The sequence below is a fragment of the Bacillus cereus group sp. MG4 genome (genome assembly GCF_040460055.1).
GTDB classification, from domain to species: domain Bacteria; phylum Bacillota; class Bacilli; order Bacillales; family Bacillaceae_G; genus Bacillus_A; species Bacillus_A wiedmannii.
In genome coordinates this window covers 3,000,185-3,014,641 of sequence record NZ_JARVGZ010000001.1, presented here as the reverse complement: position 1 = coordinate 3,014,641, position 14,457 = coordinate 3,000,185, and the positions used below count along the sequence as shown (strand labels likewise).

Here is a 14,457-nt window from a genome sequence, read left to right as displayed (position 1 = left end):
ACTGAAGGATAGTGTTTTGAAAAAGTTATATATTTTACAAATTGTTGTCTTTCTGATGACATGTCAAGTTTAGTAGCCCATTTGGGTTGCTTTATTATGCAATATATATTTTAATATGAGTGGCACCTCTTATAAATTAAGAGGTTTATAGGTGTCTCGAATTGATTTTGGGTACACTGTATCCACCACTTTAGGTTCGTTCATGTATGTGGGGATATTATGGGCCCGTATAACGGGATAAAAAGAATATAGAAATAGAGGAATCGTAAAATGAATATGCAAGAGGTTTATAAATATTTAAGTACGGTATTGCCTGAAGGTCATGTGAAACAAGATGAAATGTTAAAGAATCATACGCATATTAAAGTTGGTGGAAAAGCAGATGTGTTCGTTGCGCCGACAAATTATGATGAAATTCAAGAGGTTATCAAATATGCTAACGAATATAATATTCCGGTTACGTTTTTAGGAAATGGATCGAATGTCATTATTAAAGATGGTGGAATTCGCGGGATTACCGTAAGTTTAATTCACATTACAGATGTGACTGTAACAGGAACGACGATTGTGGCACAGTGTGGTGCAGCAATTATTGATGTATCACGTATTGCATTAGATCATAATTTAACGGGTCTTGAGTTTGCTTGTGGTATTCCAGGTTCAGTTGGCGGAGCTTTATATATGAATGCTGGCGCATACGGCGGTGAAGTATCGTTTGTATTAACAGAAGCTGTCGTAATGACAGGTGATGGAGAGTTACGTACTTTAACGAAAGAAGCATTTGAATTTGGATATCGTAAGAGTGTATTTGCAAACAACCATTACATTATTCTTGAAGCGAGATTTGAGCTTGAAGAAGGTGTGCGTGAAGAAATTAAAGAAAAAATGGATGATTTAACGTTTAAACGTGAGTCAAAACAGCCTCTAGAATACCCTTCATGTGGTAGTGTATTTAAGCGTCCACCAAATAATTTTGCTGGTAAATTGATTCAAGAATCAGGACTACAAGGTAAGCGAATTGGCGGAGTGGAAGTTTCTTTAAAACACGCTGGATTTATGGTGAATGTTGATAACGGAACAGCACAAGATTACATCGATTTAATTCACTTTGTACAAAAGACTGTTGAAGAGAAATTTGGCGTGAAGTTAGAGCGAGAAGTAAGGATTATTGGAGAAGATCTATAATAATCTTTGAATTAAAAGCGTATAAAAGTATGAGTTATTTTAAAATAATATTTGGGTATTGTTGACAATTTGTTTTCAATTCAATATAATGGCTAATAATTTAACAAATAATATACGTTGAAAGAGCCCAGTAGCAGTTTGTCACTGTTAACGAGAGAGCTAGGGGTTGCTGGAACCTAGCACAAACAAACTTGCGAATTACACTCTGGAGTATCTTAGGTAATGCTAAGCGGATTGGCAATCGATATTATTGCTAAGAGTGGTATGAGTAGCTATGCTATTTATACAAACTGGGTGGTAACACGGTGAATAATCGTCCCTATGTCATAGACATAGGGACTTTTTGTTTTTTAAAAATAGAGGGGATGACAAAAGATGAATATCATTGATGAATTAGGATGGCGCGGCGCTGTGAATCAACAGACGGATGAAGAAGGTTTACGTAAGTTAGTAGAAGAGAAGAAGATTTCACTATACTGCGGAGTTGATCCGACTGGTGATAGTATGCATATTGGACATTTGATTCCGTTTATGATGATGAAGAGATTCCAGTTAGCTGGCCATCATCCAGTTATTTTAATTGGCGGAGCAACAGGAACAATTGGTGATCCGAGCGGACGTCAATCAGAACGCCAACTTCAAACGTTAGAAGTAGTTCAGCATAATGTGGATGCGTTAACAGCGCAAATGAAAAAACTATTTGATTTTGGCGGAAATAGCGAAGTGAAGATGGTCAATAACTACGACTGGACACACGAAATAAACATTATTGAGTTTTTACGTGATTACGGGAAGAACTTTAGCATTAATAGCATGTTAGCGAAGGATATTGTAGCAAGTCGTTTAGATACAGGTATTTCTTTCACAGAATTTACGTACCAAATTTTGCAAGCGATGGATTTCCATCATTTATACACGAAAGAAGATGTTCAACTGCAAATTGGTGGTAGTGACCAATGGGGAAATATTACGAGTGGTTTAGATTTAATTCGTAAGTTAGAAGGGCACGAAGCGAAGGTATTCGGATTAACGATTCCGTTATTATTGAAATCAGATGGAACGAAGTTTGGTAAATCAGCAGGTGGTGCAGTTTGGCTTGATCCTGAAAAAACAACACCATTTGAATTTTACCAGTTTTGGGTGAATACAGATGACCGTGATGTAGTGAAATACTTGAAATACTTTACGTTCTTAACGAAAGAGCGCATTGATGAATTGGCGGTGAAGGTAGAAACAGAGCCTCATAGACGTGAAGCGCAAAAAGTATTAGCGGAAGAAATGACGAAATTCGTTCATGGAGCAGAGGCACTCCTGCAAGCTGAGAAGATTACAGCAGCGTTATTTAGCGGAGATATTAAATCGTTAACAGCTGATGAAATTGAGCAAGGCTTTAAAGAGATGCCAACATTCCAGTCTTCAAAAGAGACGAAAAACATCGTAGAATGGCTAGTTGATTTAGGTATTGAACCATCTAGACGACAAGCACGTGAAGATATTAATAATGGAGCTATTTCTATGAATGGTGAAAAAGTAACGGATGTGGATACAGATGTTACTGTAGAAAATTCATTTGATGGAAGATTTATTATTATTCGTAAAGGGAAGAAGAACTACAGTTTAGTTAAGTTAGGATAATGAGTAAGGCTGAAAAATATATCAGCGATTTTCCTAATATATCGATTTACCGACAAAAAACAACAATAAAAGCTGTTCCGAGCAGGACAGCTTTTATTATAAAAAGTCAGTATATTTAGATAAATTTAAAGGGTATATAATTTTTTTGACGAATAAATAAGTTAGAGAAAATTACGGATAAAAATAGCCCGAACCATGCAGGGCATGATTCGGGCTTATATTCAGATTAGTAAGCTAAGCTGAATAGACCTTTAATGTGTGATAAGTAACGAACGTTACTTGCTTCTTTCATTAATGATGCTGGTAAGCCTTTAAGTGGAGTATTACTTGCTCCAATTGTAGCAACAGCATCTTTACGTCCTAGACTAGCAAGTGTTCCAGAGTTTACAGGTGCGAACTCTTCGAATGCTTTGCCTTCTAGTGCTGCGTATAAGTTGTATCCAATTAACTCACCCATTTGCCAAGCGATTTGTGCAGTTGGTGGGTATGGACGTCCGTCTGGAGCGAAGACAACAGCGCTGTCTCCAGCAACGAATACGTCTTTGTGAGAAGTAGATTGTAGGTATGCATCAACTGTTGCACGGCCACGGTTTACTTCAAGACCTGATTCACCGATTAATGGGTTACCTTGTACGCCGCCTGTCCAAACGAATGTGTTAGCAACAAGTTTTTGACCGTCTTTTAAGTCGATTTCATTGCCAGCAACGTTTGTTACAGGAAGACCTGTTAAGAATGTAACACCGCGTGCTTCTAGGCTAGTAGTTGCACGTTCGATTAAGTGGTCTGGTAATACTGGAAGGATTTTTGGACCTGCTTCAACAAGAAGAAGTTTCACTTCTTTTGGATTTACGCCGTGGCTTTTTGCAAGTTTAGGCATAATGTCAGCAAGCTCACCAACTAGCTCAACGCCAGTTAATCCGCCACCACCGATTACGATTGTAGCATCAGCTTCGTTTTTCGTTTTCGCGTATTCACGAATACGGTCTTCAACGTGTTTGTAGATTTTGTTTGCATCAGCAGCAGATTTTAATACCATGCTGTTTTCTTCTAGTCCTGGAATACCGAAGTAAGCAGTTTTACTTCCTAAAGCAACTACAAGTGCATCGTAAGATAAAGTAGTGCCACCAGCTAGTTTAATTTCTTTGCTATCAACTGAGAATGACTCAACTGTTGCGATTTTAAGATCAATGTCTTTACCTTTGAAAAGCTTTGTAAGTGGCATTGCAATTGCTTGCTCAGCAACGTTACCAGCTGCAAGGCGGTGTAGTTCAGTGATGATTTGGTGTGTTGGGTATTGGTTAATCACTGTAACTTGTGCTTCTGATTTGCTGTAATATTTACGTACGTTTAAAGCGGCAAGAAGACCGCCATAACCAGCGCCTAAGATGACAATTTGTTTTGACATAGTATGATATCCCCCGTCTTTACTAATTGTTGTTATAAGTTAACTTATTTATTGTTACGTTCTGCACTAATTTGAAGGTATGCGTTCACAAAGCGGAACATTTTTTGTGCTTGTGGGTCTTTTAGTAATTTTAATAGACCGAACAGGCCGATAACTTCGTTGCTTTCGTCAGCACGATCTTTCGCTTCGATAGCAGTTGCAGCCATGCCTTTCACTGTATCTTTTACAGGTTCTACAAGCTCTGTGATTGCACTAACAGTGTCGCTTTTTAATACTTCATCAGTAGCAACAGTTTGAGCGAAGTCATAAGACTTAGTTAAAATATTAACAAGCTCAGTTAATTTTGGAAGCTGTTCTACTAGTGTTGTTAATGATTCTTGTACCTCAGGTTTTAACAACTGATCAAGTACATCAAGTTGTCCTTGGCTAGCAGAAATTTGTACAGTTTCTTGTTCTGGCTTTGTTTGAGTCATAGTTTCTGGCATCTCCAATTCTCCTTTACGATAGCAATACTCTTATTTTTTATAGGTAAGATAGTAAACGTTTGCGAAACTTTATACAAAGTTTCACAAAGCACAATAAAATGCCTTTAAATTTATGCCAGCAAGTAAGCTGAAATCATAAATCCAAAACCATAATGTCCTACCTATTATTTATGAACTGTCCGATACATGGCTTGTCCGCATAATGGAAAGTTCCTTTATCGGAAAGTGTATATAATATATATCCTATATTATATACTATATACACCTATGTTAACATAAAAATGATTCCTAATTATTTGATATTAAGCGTATAACGTAGTACTGACAAGGCATGAAAGCGCATAAATTATTTTGTTAAGGTTAGAAATGTACGTATATATACAGAAAAAAAGGAAAAAATGGACAAATTTATGTTCATCTTTCCTTTTTTATTGTTCACCTTCTATAATTAGCATCGATGTGTTACCGCTTTTTTCAAGATGGCATTCGCCCCACGTACAAAGAGAATCAAGAATGGATTCTAAAGACCAACCGTAGTCTGTAAGAGAATATTCTACTTTCGGTGGTACTTGATTGTATATCTTTCTTTGAATAACTCCGTCGTCTTCTAATTCACGTAATTGTTGTGTTAACATTTTTTGTGTAATACCAGGCATTAAACGTTTTAATTCACTCGTACGCTTCGTACCTTTCGTTAAGTGACAAAGGATAACAACCTTCCATTTTCCGCCGATAACCTCTAAAGTTGCTTCTACAGGAATATTGTATTTCTTCATATAAAACCCTCCTTTTTTGAGTAAAGTAAGCTAAATCATACAAATGTTACTTTTTAGTACCTATAGCACTTTAAAGTACGTACTTTTTATCATGTTGAATATGTTTCATAATAGCATACGTAAGAGGGAAATGAGTAGTACGGTACTAAAAAGTACCTATGTTACTTTTTGGTACCTATCGTACTTTAAAGTGCGTTATTCAAAAAAAGAGTGAAGCCATTCATAATAGCATATATCAGCAGTAAAGTTATTTTTGTAGAAGAAAAAAGGCCTTTTTTCATACTATTATGATTGGATTTCTCGCATTAAGGAGGAGTTCAATTGAATTCATATACAGTATCTTCTTCGGCAGTACAGACGAATCGGAGAAGTATGTTTGCTTTATTAGCACTAGCAATTAGTGCGTTTGGAATTGGTACAACCGAATTTATTAGTGTTGGTTTATTACCATCTATTTCAGAGGATTTACATGTTTCTGTCACAACAGCGGGTTTAACCGTTTCTTTATATGCGTTAGGAGTAGCGTTTGGTGCCCCAGTACTAACGTCATTAACAGCTAGTATGTCGCGAAAAACGTTATTAATGTGGATTATGATTATTTTCATTATTGGTAATGGAATTGCGGCAGTGGCAACAAGTTTTACTGTGTTACTTATCGCGAGGGTTGTATCTGCGTTTGCACACGGCGTTTTTATGTCGATAGGATCCACAATTGCGGCTGCGCTTGTACCAGAGAATAAACGTGCAAGTGCAATTGCATTTATGTTTACTGGTTTAACGGTTGCGACCATTACAGGTGTACCAATTGGAACATTTATCGGTCAGCAATTTGGCTGGAGAGCTTCATTTATGGTAATTGTGGTAATTGGAATCGTTGCCTTAATCGCCAACAGTATACTAATTCCTTCTAACTTAAAAAAAGGTACGTCTGTATCATTTCGCGATCAATTTAAGCTGATTACGAATGGAAGACTATTACTTGTTTTTATTATTACTGCATTAGGGTACGGGGGAACTTTCGTAACATTTACGTATTTATCTCCGCTATTACAAGAAGTAACAGGATTTAAAACAAATACCGTTACAATTATTTTGTTAGTGTACGGGATTGCAATTGCGATTGGGAATATGGTTGGCGGGAAATTATCAAATCATAATCCGATTCGAGCGTTATTTTATATGTTCTTTATTCAAGCGATTGTATTATTTGTTTTAACATTTACAGCGCCGTTTAAAGTCGCTGGATTCATCACAATTATTTTCATGGGAATATTCGCATTTATGAATGTTCCAGGACTACAAGTGTATGTCGTTATATTGGCTGAACGATTTGTACCTAACGCTGTTGATGTGGCATCCGCAATTAACATTGCAGCATTTAACGCAGGAATCGCTCTTGGTGCTTACTTAGGCGGAATTGTAACGAACTCGTTAGGATTAATTCATACAGCTTGGGTAGGCGGAATTATGGTAGTAGGTGCTGTTATTTTAACAGCGTGGAGCATGACATTAGAAAAAAGAGATTAAGCAAAATAAAGGAGAGAAAATAAAATGAAAAATTTACAAAGTAAAGCAGTATTGCATAATGGTGTAGAAATGCCTTGGTTCGGTTTAGGTGTATTTAAAGTGGAAGATGGACCAGAACTTGTAGAGGCTGTGAAATCGGCGATTAAAGCAGGATACCGTAGCATTGATACAGCTGCGATTTATGGAAATGAGAAAGCTGTAGGAGAAGGAATTCGTGCTGGTATTGAAGCAACTGGTATTTCAAGAGAAGATTTATTCATCACTTCAAAAGTGTGGAATGCAGATCAAGGATATGAAGAAACAATTGCTGCATACGAAGAGAGCTTAAAGAAATTAGAACTAGATTATTTAGATTTATTCCTTGTTCACTGGCCTGTAGAAGGGAAATATAAAGATACGTGGAGAGCGCTAGAAACACTTTATAAAGAAGAACGCGTGCGTGCAATTGGCGTAAGTAACTTCCAAATCCATCACTTACAAGATGTGATGAAAGATGCAGAAATTAAGCCAATGATTAACCAAGTAGAATACCACCCTCGTTTAACACAAAAAGAACTACAAGCTTTCTGTAAAGAACAAGGTATTCAAATGGAAGCATGGTCACCATTAATGCAAGGTCAATTATTAGATAACGAAACATTACAAGCAATTGCTGATAAACACGGTAAAACAACAGCGCAAGTTATTTTACGTTGGGATCTTCAAAATGGAGTAATTACAATTCCAAAATCAACGAAAGAACACCGCATTATTGCAAATGCTGATGTGTTTAACTTTGAATTAACGAAAGAAGATATGGAAAAAATCGATGCATTAAATCAAAATCACCGCGTCGGTCCAGATCCTGATAACTTCGATTTCTAAGATTAAAGTAAGAAAGAAAAAAGAGTGCTTTTATGCACTCTTTTTTTGTGCATAAAAATACTTTCTAATTAAATACTACTTAGTATTAAGTTTTTATTAAGGGGCTGTAAACATGAATATAAAGCAATCGTTCAAACTTTTAGCTGTTTTTTTAAGTGTTTTATTTGTGTTATTCCCACTTCAAAAAGCATTCGCAGAAGTTATGGACCATACAAAGTATGAAATGGATTGGAGTTATAGTAAGTCGAAAAAGAAGCCAATTCGAACAGAACTTATTAAAACGGCAGACGGCAAAATTGCTTTTTGCTTAAATGTAGATTTAAAATCTCCGAGCGGTCAAGATTTACCGGAAATGGGGAAAGTGGATATTAATGTGTACCGCGTACTATTGAATGGATATCCACAAAAGAGTCCACAAGAATTAGGTGTTTCTGATTGGAGAGATGCCCATTACGCAACGCAGCTTGCAGTATGGAATGCGTTAAAACAAATCGATATTAACGATTTAGAGTTCCGTAATAAAAATGTAGAAAAAGTAACGAAAGACATCGTTGCAAAAGCAAATGCTAGTGAAGAGTTACAAGAAATTACGATGAGTGTCATACCAGCAGAAGAACAACAAGCAGTATTGAAAAATGATTTCTTTGAAACAGGCTTATATACAGTAGAAACAAATGCAAAAAGCGGGACGTATAAAGTGCAAGCAACAGGTGCACCAGCGGGAGCGAAATTTGTAAATGAAAGAGGCGAAGCAAAAACAGAATTTAATGTAGGAGAAAAGTTCCGCATTTTAATTCCGAAACAAACACCAGCTGGTGGATTTAGCTTTAAAGTAATTGGGAAATTAACGAAGCTACAAGGTATTGCGCATAAAGGTACACCGACAATTCAAAATGCAGTCGTATTACTTGAGCGTAGTGAAGAAGAAACAAGTCCGGAGTTATCGGTAAGTTGGAAAACAACAAATGGTCATGACAATAATAAACCACATACTCCAAACGAACCGCATAAACCGAATCAAAAGAGATAAAGAAAAAGCATTGGCGTGTGCCAGTGCTTTTTTGCGTTTCTTGCATTGCCAGTACTAAAGATTTGATGAGTTACGATATAATGAGGATGATAAATTAGAAAGAGAGATAAAAGATGAACCTTCGTATTTGTGAAATAACAAAAGAAAATTGGCATGAAATTGCTAATTTAAAAGTAACAGAGGAACAGCATAAATTCATTGAAAGCACAGTTGCAAATTGTTTAGTACAAGCTGAAACAGAATACAAAGAAGATGCGGTTTCAGTAGGTTTATATGAGGGTGATATGCCTATTGGATATGCGATGTATGGATGGTTTGATGAAGAAGAAAAGGCTGTATATTTAAATCAATTTGTCATTGATAGTGCATGCCAAGGAAAAGGTTATGCAAAACCATTATTACGATTGTTAATAGAGCAGTTTAAAAAAGAATATAATCGCAAAATTATGTATTTAAGCATACATCCAGAAAACAAACTTGCCCAAAAATTATATGAATCAATGGGGTTTCATTTAACCGGTGAAATGGAAGATGAGTGGCTGCAAGGAAAAGGATTTATAATGAAACGTATACTGGACTAATAAAAAAACTGTCACAAAAGAGTAGCATCTTTTGTGACAGTTTTTTTATTTTAAAATAATATTAAATTCAATTAATCGCAACGTTAAGATTAATGGATTTTATTCACAAAATTGTAACATTATTCTGATCGGAAGTGCTATCAAACAAAGTATAAAGCGTGTACAATTCAGTTGGAAAAACTACCTATAGATGGTCATATATGAAGAAAATGTAAGTTTCTATTATTATTCACATTTTTAGATGTATAGATGACAAGACTAAAATATATCATTTACTATACCCTTTTTATGTAGAAAGAGAACTCATCACACGAGGAAAGAAGTGAGGAGGATACAGTACATAAAAATTTTATAATGTAAGAAAGCGAATACATAGGGAGAAATGCGGTAGTAATTGATACAGGTGCGCGAGGTGTTAGTCTATTCATTAAATGTTTTTATAAAGATAATAGGATTACTTATTAAATGAATATATAGGATGGTTTCTCTAAATAAAGGAACAGGGGACACAGATTATGTCGAAGAAAAAGACGAGTAGGGTATTAGTAGCTGGAGTTTGTTTAGCTACGTTATTAACGCCATATGGACTTGAATTACCTAAGGTGTATGCAGAGATGACGATTGAAGATAAGGAGAAACAGCAAGAAGAGCGAGTGTATAAATTGCTGCCGAAAGGTGATGTAGATGAGATACGTGAGTTGCATCAACGTTACATGAGTTTTTCTCCTTATGAACCAACTGGTATTTATGTAAAGCCAGATGAAGAAGTAGTTATTCAAGTAGACGGGAATCAACAGATTAAAGCTTATATTGGTACATATTCTTATGAAAAAGAAGAACCTAAACAATTCAACTTAAATTCTGGTGAGAATAAAATTTCTTCTCCAAATGGAGGGCTATTATACTTTTATAATTATCACAACATAGGAGAAGTAGTCGCTAAAGTGAAAAAAGGTGGTACACCAAATCCTTTATTTATTTTAGGTAAACATACGACAGAAGATTGGAAACGTATGTTGAAGGAATCCCCGAATCCATATGCAATCGAAATGAAAGGAGAAAATAGTTTACTAACTATGCATCCTAAGACTGTGGCGGAACATTTAAAACAAGAAGATCCAGCTGCGCTATTAAAGAAACACGATGAAATAATTAATATAGAACATAAGATATCAGGTTTATCAAAAGATGGTGCGGGTGTTGCGAATCAAGGTAAACATTCCATTCATTTTGTTGAAGACTGGTATACGGACAATTATATGTATGCGACTTATTATCGAACAGCTTATAGTAAAGGCAATTTAGAGTCAGTACTAAATCTAGAAGAGTTAACTAATGATGGATGGGGGCCTTGGCATGAAGTGGGACATCAACATCAACAGGACACTTGGTTATGGGATGGACTTGGAGAAGTAACCGTTAATATTTATTCTTTGGCAGTTCAAACTACATTCGGGCATAAAACAAGGTTAGAGCAAGAGGGGCGCTATGAAGCTGCATTTGCTTATTTAGGTAAACCGGATGCACAAGAGAAGATGAATGTATTTGAGAAATTAGTTATGTTTTGGCAGTTACATTTAGCTTATGGGGATCAGTTCTATCCGAATTTACATCAAATGTATCGTTTGTTACATGATACAGAACTGCCTAAATCTGATGAAGAGAAAAAGCAGATGTTTATTTATATGACGTCAAAAGTGGCAGGACAAAATTTAATTCCTTTCTTTGATAAATGGGGATTATTTGCAAATGATGCTACGAGAGAAAAGATTGAAAAATTAAATTTACCAAAATTAGAAAAAGAAATTTGGTTATCTACAGATAGCAATCCAATTCGTGAAAAACAAATTGAATTATACGAAGCTCCATATGGCGAGCCAAATAATGAAAAAATACAAAATGTAGTAATCGGTACTACATATGATGAGAAAAAAGCCAAGGAACTTGTACAGAATTTAGGAGAAGGTGTAAAGACAACAGGTGTGATTATGCAAGATAAGCCTGAAGTTGGAGAAAAAACTGTAAAAGTAGAAATTGTAGATAGAAAAGGAAATAAGAATTTCATTCCAGTTGTAGTGAATGTTGGATATGGGGATAGCCTACTTGTATATGGATTGAACTATACCGGGGAGGGAGACTTGAAGTCAACCGTAACTCTACATCATGGTACGAAAAAATTTAGTGCAACAGATACAAAAAATTTAATTCACGATTACTTTAAAGATGAAAAGTACTTTGAGTTCACACTGTACGATAAAGAAGGAAGAGAGAAGAAAAATGTAGTGGTAAAAGGGTTGGAGAATACAGAAGCCCTTGCCAAGGAATTAAATGGGTTAGCATTTGAATATGGAGATGTGGTGAGAGTATACCATGCAGAGTCTTCACGTTTACATTGGTATCAAAAAGGTTTATATGTGGGAGAAGGAAAAAATAAAGAAATAAAAGAATTATTCTTCAAAATTACTGAAAATGGATTTGAAAGATTAAAATCATTGCAAGAAGTAACAGCAAAGCCACAAACAGTAGTAGTTGGAACAGAAGTGGAAAAGCTAGAAGCGAAAAACTTTGTTGAAGTGAAAGACGGAGAAGTAGTTGGGTTTGTAGAGAAGCCAACTACAATGAAAATCGGAAAGCAAACAGTAAAAGTAGAAACGAAAGATCGTTTAGGAAATAAGCAAGTGACGGAAGTATCATTAGAAGTGATTTATGGAGATAGTATCGCATATGTGGGATATGACAATGACATTGCTTCAGTGGTAACGTTAAAGCATGATGAGAAGCAATTACATGTGACTGATATGAATAGCCAGATTCATAAGTATTTTAATAAAGAGCTATACATGGGAATTACGTTATATGATGAAAAAGGAAAAGAGAAAAAACATGTAACAGCAGAAGGACAAGAAACTTCAAAAAACTTTGCGAAGCAAGTCAATGGAATGCCGTTTGAGTATGGAGATGTAGTGAAAGTATTCCATGCAGAACCAGACCGTTTGAAATGGTATCAAAATAATAATCTTGCTGGTCAAGGTGAGAAAAAAGGGACGAAAGAACTATTCTTCAAAGTGACAGAAAAAGGCTTTGAGAGAATGGATATGTTGCAAGAAGTAACAGTGAAACCACAGCAAGTAGTAGTAGGAACAGACGTTGAAAAGTTAGACGCAAAAAACTTTGTCCAAGTGAAAGATGGAGAAGTAATTGGATTTGTAGAAAAACCAATTACAACAAAAATCGGTGAACAAAAAGTAAAAGTAGAAACGAAAGATCGTTTCGGAAATAAGAAAGTGACGGAAGTACCACTGGAAGTGATTTACGGAGATAGTATTATGTTCTTTGGTACATGGTATGGTGGAACAAATGTTAAATCGATTGTTACATTAAATCATGAAGAAAAGAAATTTAGTACAACAGATTCAGAAGGTCCAACGCATACGTCATTTGCAAATGAGAAGTATATGGAAATGACTGTATACGATAAAACTGGACAAGAGAAGAAAGTAGTATCTGTAAAAGCATCTGAAAATACAAAAGCATTTGCAGAACAATTCAATGGAATGACTTTTGAATATGGTGATGTAGTAAAAGTGTATCAAAAAGAGCTTGATAGATTTAAGGTATATAAAAAGAATGAATTCGTGGATACAGAGTATGGCGTTCATGAGGTATTCTTTAAAGTTACGGAGCAAGGTTTCGAAAGAATGGCGACTCAACAAGAAGTAACAGCGAAACCGCAACAAGTAGTAGTAGGAACAGATATTGAGAAGTTAGACGCAAAAAACTTTGTTGACGTGAAAGATGGAGAAGTAGTTGGATTTGTAGAAAAACCAAATACATCAAAAATCGGTGAACAACAAGTGAAAGTAGAAACGAAAGATATGTTTGGAAATAAGCAAGTGACAGAAGTTCCTCTAACAGTAACATATGGAGATAGCCTACTTGTATATGGATTAAGTTATGGTGCCGACGATATGAAATCAATTGTAACTTTGCATCATGATACGAAAAAACTGAGTGCGACACATACAAAGAACTTAATTCATGATTACTTTAAAGATGAAAAGTATTTTGAATTCACACTGTACGATAAAGAAGGAACAGTGAAGAAAAATATAGCGGTAAAAGGTTTAGAGAATACGCAAGCATTTGCTAAGGAAGTAAATGGACTTGCATTTGAGTATGGAGATGTAGTGAAAGTATATCATGCGGAATCTTCTCGTTTACATTGGTATCAAAAAGATGTATATGTGGGCGAAGGAAAAAGTAAAGAGATAAAGGAATTAGTCTTCAAAATCACTGAAAATGGATTTGAAAGATTAGACGTCGAGCAAACAGTAAAAGCAAATCCACAAAAAGTAGTAATCGGAACAAATAGCGAAACGCTAGATGCGAAAAAATTTGTTGAAGTACAGGGTGGAGAAGTAGTAGGTTTTGTAGGGAAACCAGATACGACAAAAATTGGTCAGCAAACAGTGAAAGTAGAAACGAAAGATCGATTTGGAAATAAGAAAGTAACAGAAGTATCATTAGAAGTAACGTATGGAGACAGTCTTGTATACCAAGGGCTTAGTGACGTTATCCGTTCTATTGTAACGGTAAATCATGACGATCAGAAATTACATGTGACGTATACAAATGAACAAATTCATAGCTACTTTAAGAATGAATTATATATGGGAATTACGCTATATGATCAAAACGGAATGGAGAAAAAATATGTAACAGCAGAAGGGCAAGAAACTTCAAAGAATTTTGCTGAACAAGTAAATGGAACTTCATTCCAGTATGGAGATGTAGTGAAAGTGTATCATGCCGAATCAGGTCGTTTAATTTGGTACAAAAATAGTGAGTTAGTTGGAAAAGGAGATAAGGAAAAGTTTAAAGAAATTTCCTTCAAGATTACTTCGAATGGCTTAGAACAAGTGCAATAATAAGAAAAAGCTCGTAAAACATTATGTTTTACGAGCTTTTT

The 14,457-nt window shown here is 35.5% G+C and carries 10 protein-coding genes and 1 other annotated feature; of the genes, 7 read left to right on the top strand and 3 right to left on the bottom strand.

Going from position 1 to position 14,457, the window contains the following annotated elements; genetic code table 11:
• Positions 1 to 270 precede the first annotated feature (270 nt).
• Complete coding sequence (gene murB / locus QCI41_RS16000; protein WP_001057099.1) at positions 271 to 1,185, top strand: UDP-N-acetylmuramate dehydrogenase; 915 nt, start codon at positions 271 to 273, stop codon at positions 1,183 to 1,185.
• 108 nt (positions 1,186 to 1,293) lie between these two features.
• Positions 1,294 to 1,509, top strand: a binding site (T-box leader).
• A gap of 51 nt (positions 1,510 to 1,560) precedes the next feature.
• A complete protein-coding gene (gene tyrS / locus QCI41_RS15995; protein WP_353837118.1) occupies positions 1,561 to 2,820 on the top strand; it encodes a tyrosine--tRNA ligase in 1,260 nt (419 codons plus the stop codon).
• Between the two features lie 226 nt (positions 2,821 to 3,046).
• Here tyrS and QCI41_RS15990 read toward each other — a convergent pair whose 3' ends face one another.
• The 3 genes from QCI41_RS15990 to QCI41_RS15980 all read right to left on the bottom strand — a co-directional run bounded on the left by QCI41_RS15990 (position 3,047) and on the right by QCI41_RS15980 (position 5,486).
• Positions 3,047 to 4,225, bottom strand: a complete 1,179-nt coding sequence (locus tag QCI41_RS15990) for an NAD(P)/FAD-dependent oxidoreductase (protein WP_000043194.1) — start codon at positions 4,223 to 4,225, stop codon at positions 3,047 to 3,049.
• A 44-nt stretch (positions 4,226 to 4,269) separates the two neighbouring features.
• Positions 4,270 to 4,710: a DUF1641 domain-containing protein gene (locus QCI41_RS15985; protein WP_001115312.1), complete on the bottom strand. Its 441-nt coding sequence runs from the start codon at positions 4,708 to 4,710 to the stop codon at positions 4,270 to 4,272.
• Between the two features lie 428 nt (positions 4,711 to 5,138).
• Complete coding sequence (locus tag QCI41_RS15980; RefSeq protein ID WP_353837119.1) at positions 5,139 to 5,486, bottom strand: winged helix-turn-helix transcriptional regulator; 348 nt, start codon at positions 5,484 to 5,486, stop codon at positions 5,139 to 5,141.
• A 372-nt stretch (positions 5,487 to 5,858) separates the two neighbouring features.
• Between QCI41_RS15980 and QCI41_RS15975 the strand changes: the two genes are divergently transcribed.
• From QCI41_RS15975 to QCI41_RS15955, 5 genes are all read left to right on the top strand, one after another.
• The gene (locus tag QCI41_RS15975) at positions 5,859 to 7,013 is read left to right on the top strand and encodes an MFS transporter (protein ID WP_353838827.1); all 1,155 of its coding nucleotides are present in this window, start codon (positions 5,859 to 5,861) and stop codon (positions 7,011 to 7,013) included.
• A gap of 24 nt (positions 7,014 to 7,037) precedes the next feature.
• A complete protein-coding gene (locus tag QCI41_RS15970; protein ID WP_353837120.1) occupies positions 7,038 to 7,877 on the top strand; it encodes an aldo/keto reductase in 840 nt (279 codons plus the stop codon).
• A 112-nt stretch (positions 7,878 to 7,989) separates the two neighbouring features.
• Positions 7,990 to 8,907 carry a thioester domain-containing protein gene (locus tag QCI41_RS15965; protein ID WP_353837121.1) on the top strand — a complete coding sequence of 306 codons (918 nt, stop codon included), beginning with the start codon at positions 7,990 to 7,992 and terminating at the stop codon, positions 8,905 to 8,907.
• Positions 8,908 to 9,020: 113 nt separating this feature from the next.
• Positions 9,021 to 9,488 carry a GNAT family N-acetyltransferase gene (locus tag QCI41_RS15960; protein ID WP_353837122.1) on the top strand — a complete coding sequence of 156 codons (468 nt, stop codon included), beginning with the start codon at positions 9,021 to 9,023 and terminating at the stop codon, positions 9,486 to 9,488.
• 515 nt (positions 9,489 to 10,003) lie between these two features.
• Positions 10,004 to 14,416, top strand: a complete 4,413-nt coding sequence (locus tag QCI41_RS15955) for a putative mucin/carbohydrate-binding domain-containing protein (RefSeq protein ID WP_353837123.1) — start codon at positions 10,004 to 10,006, stop codon at positions 14,414 to 14,416.
• Positions 14,417 to 14,457: the final 41 nt, after the last annotated feature.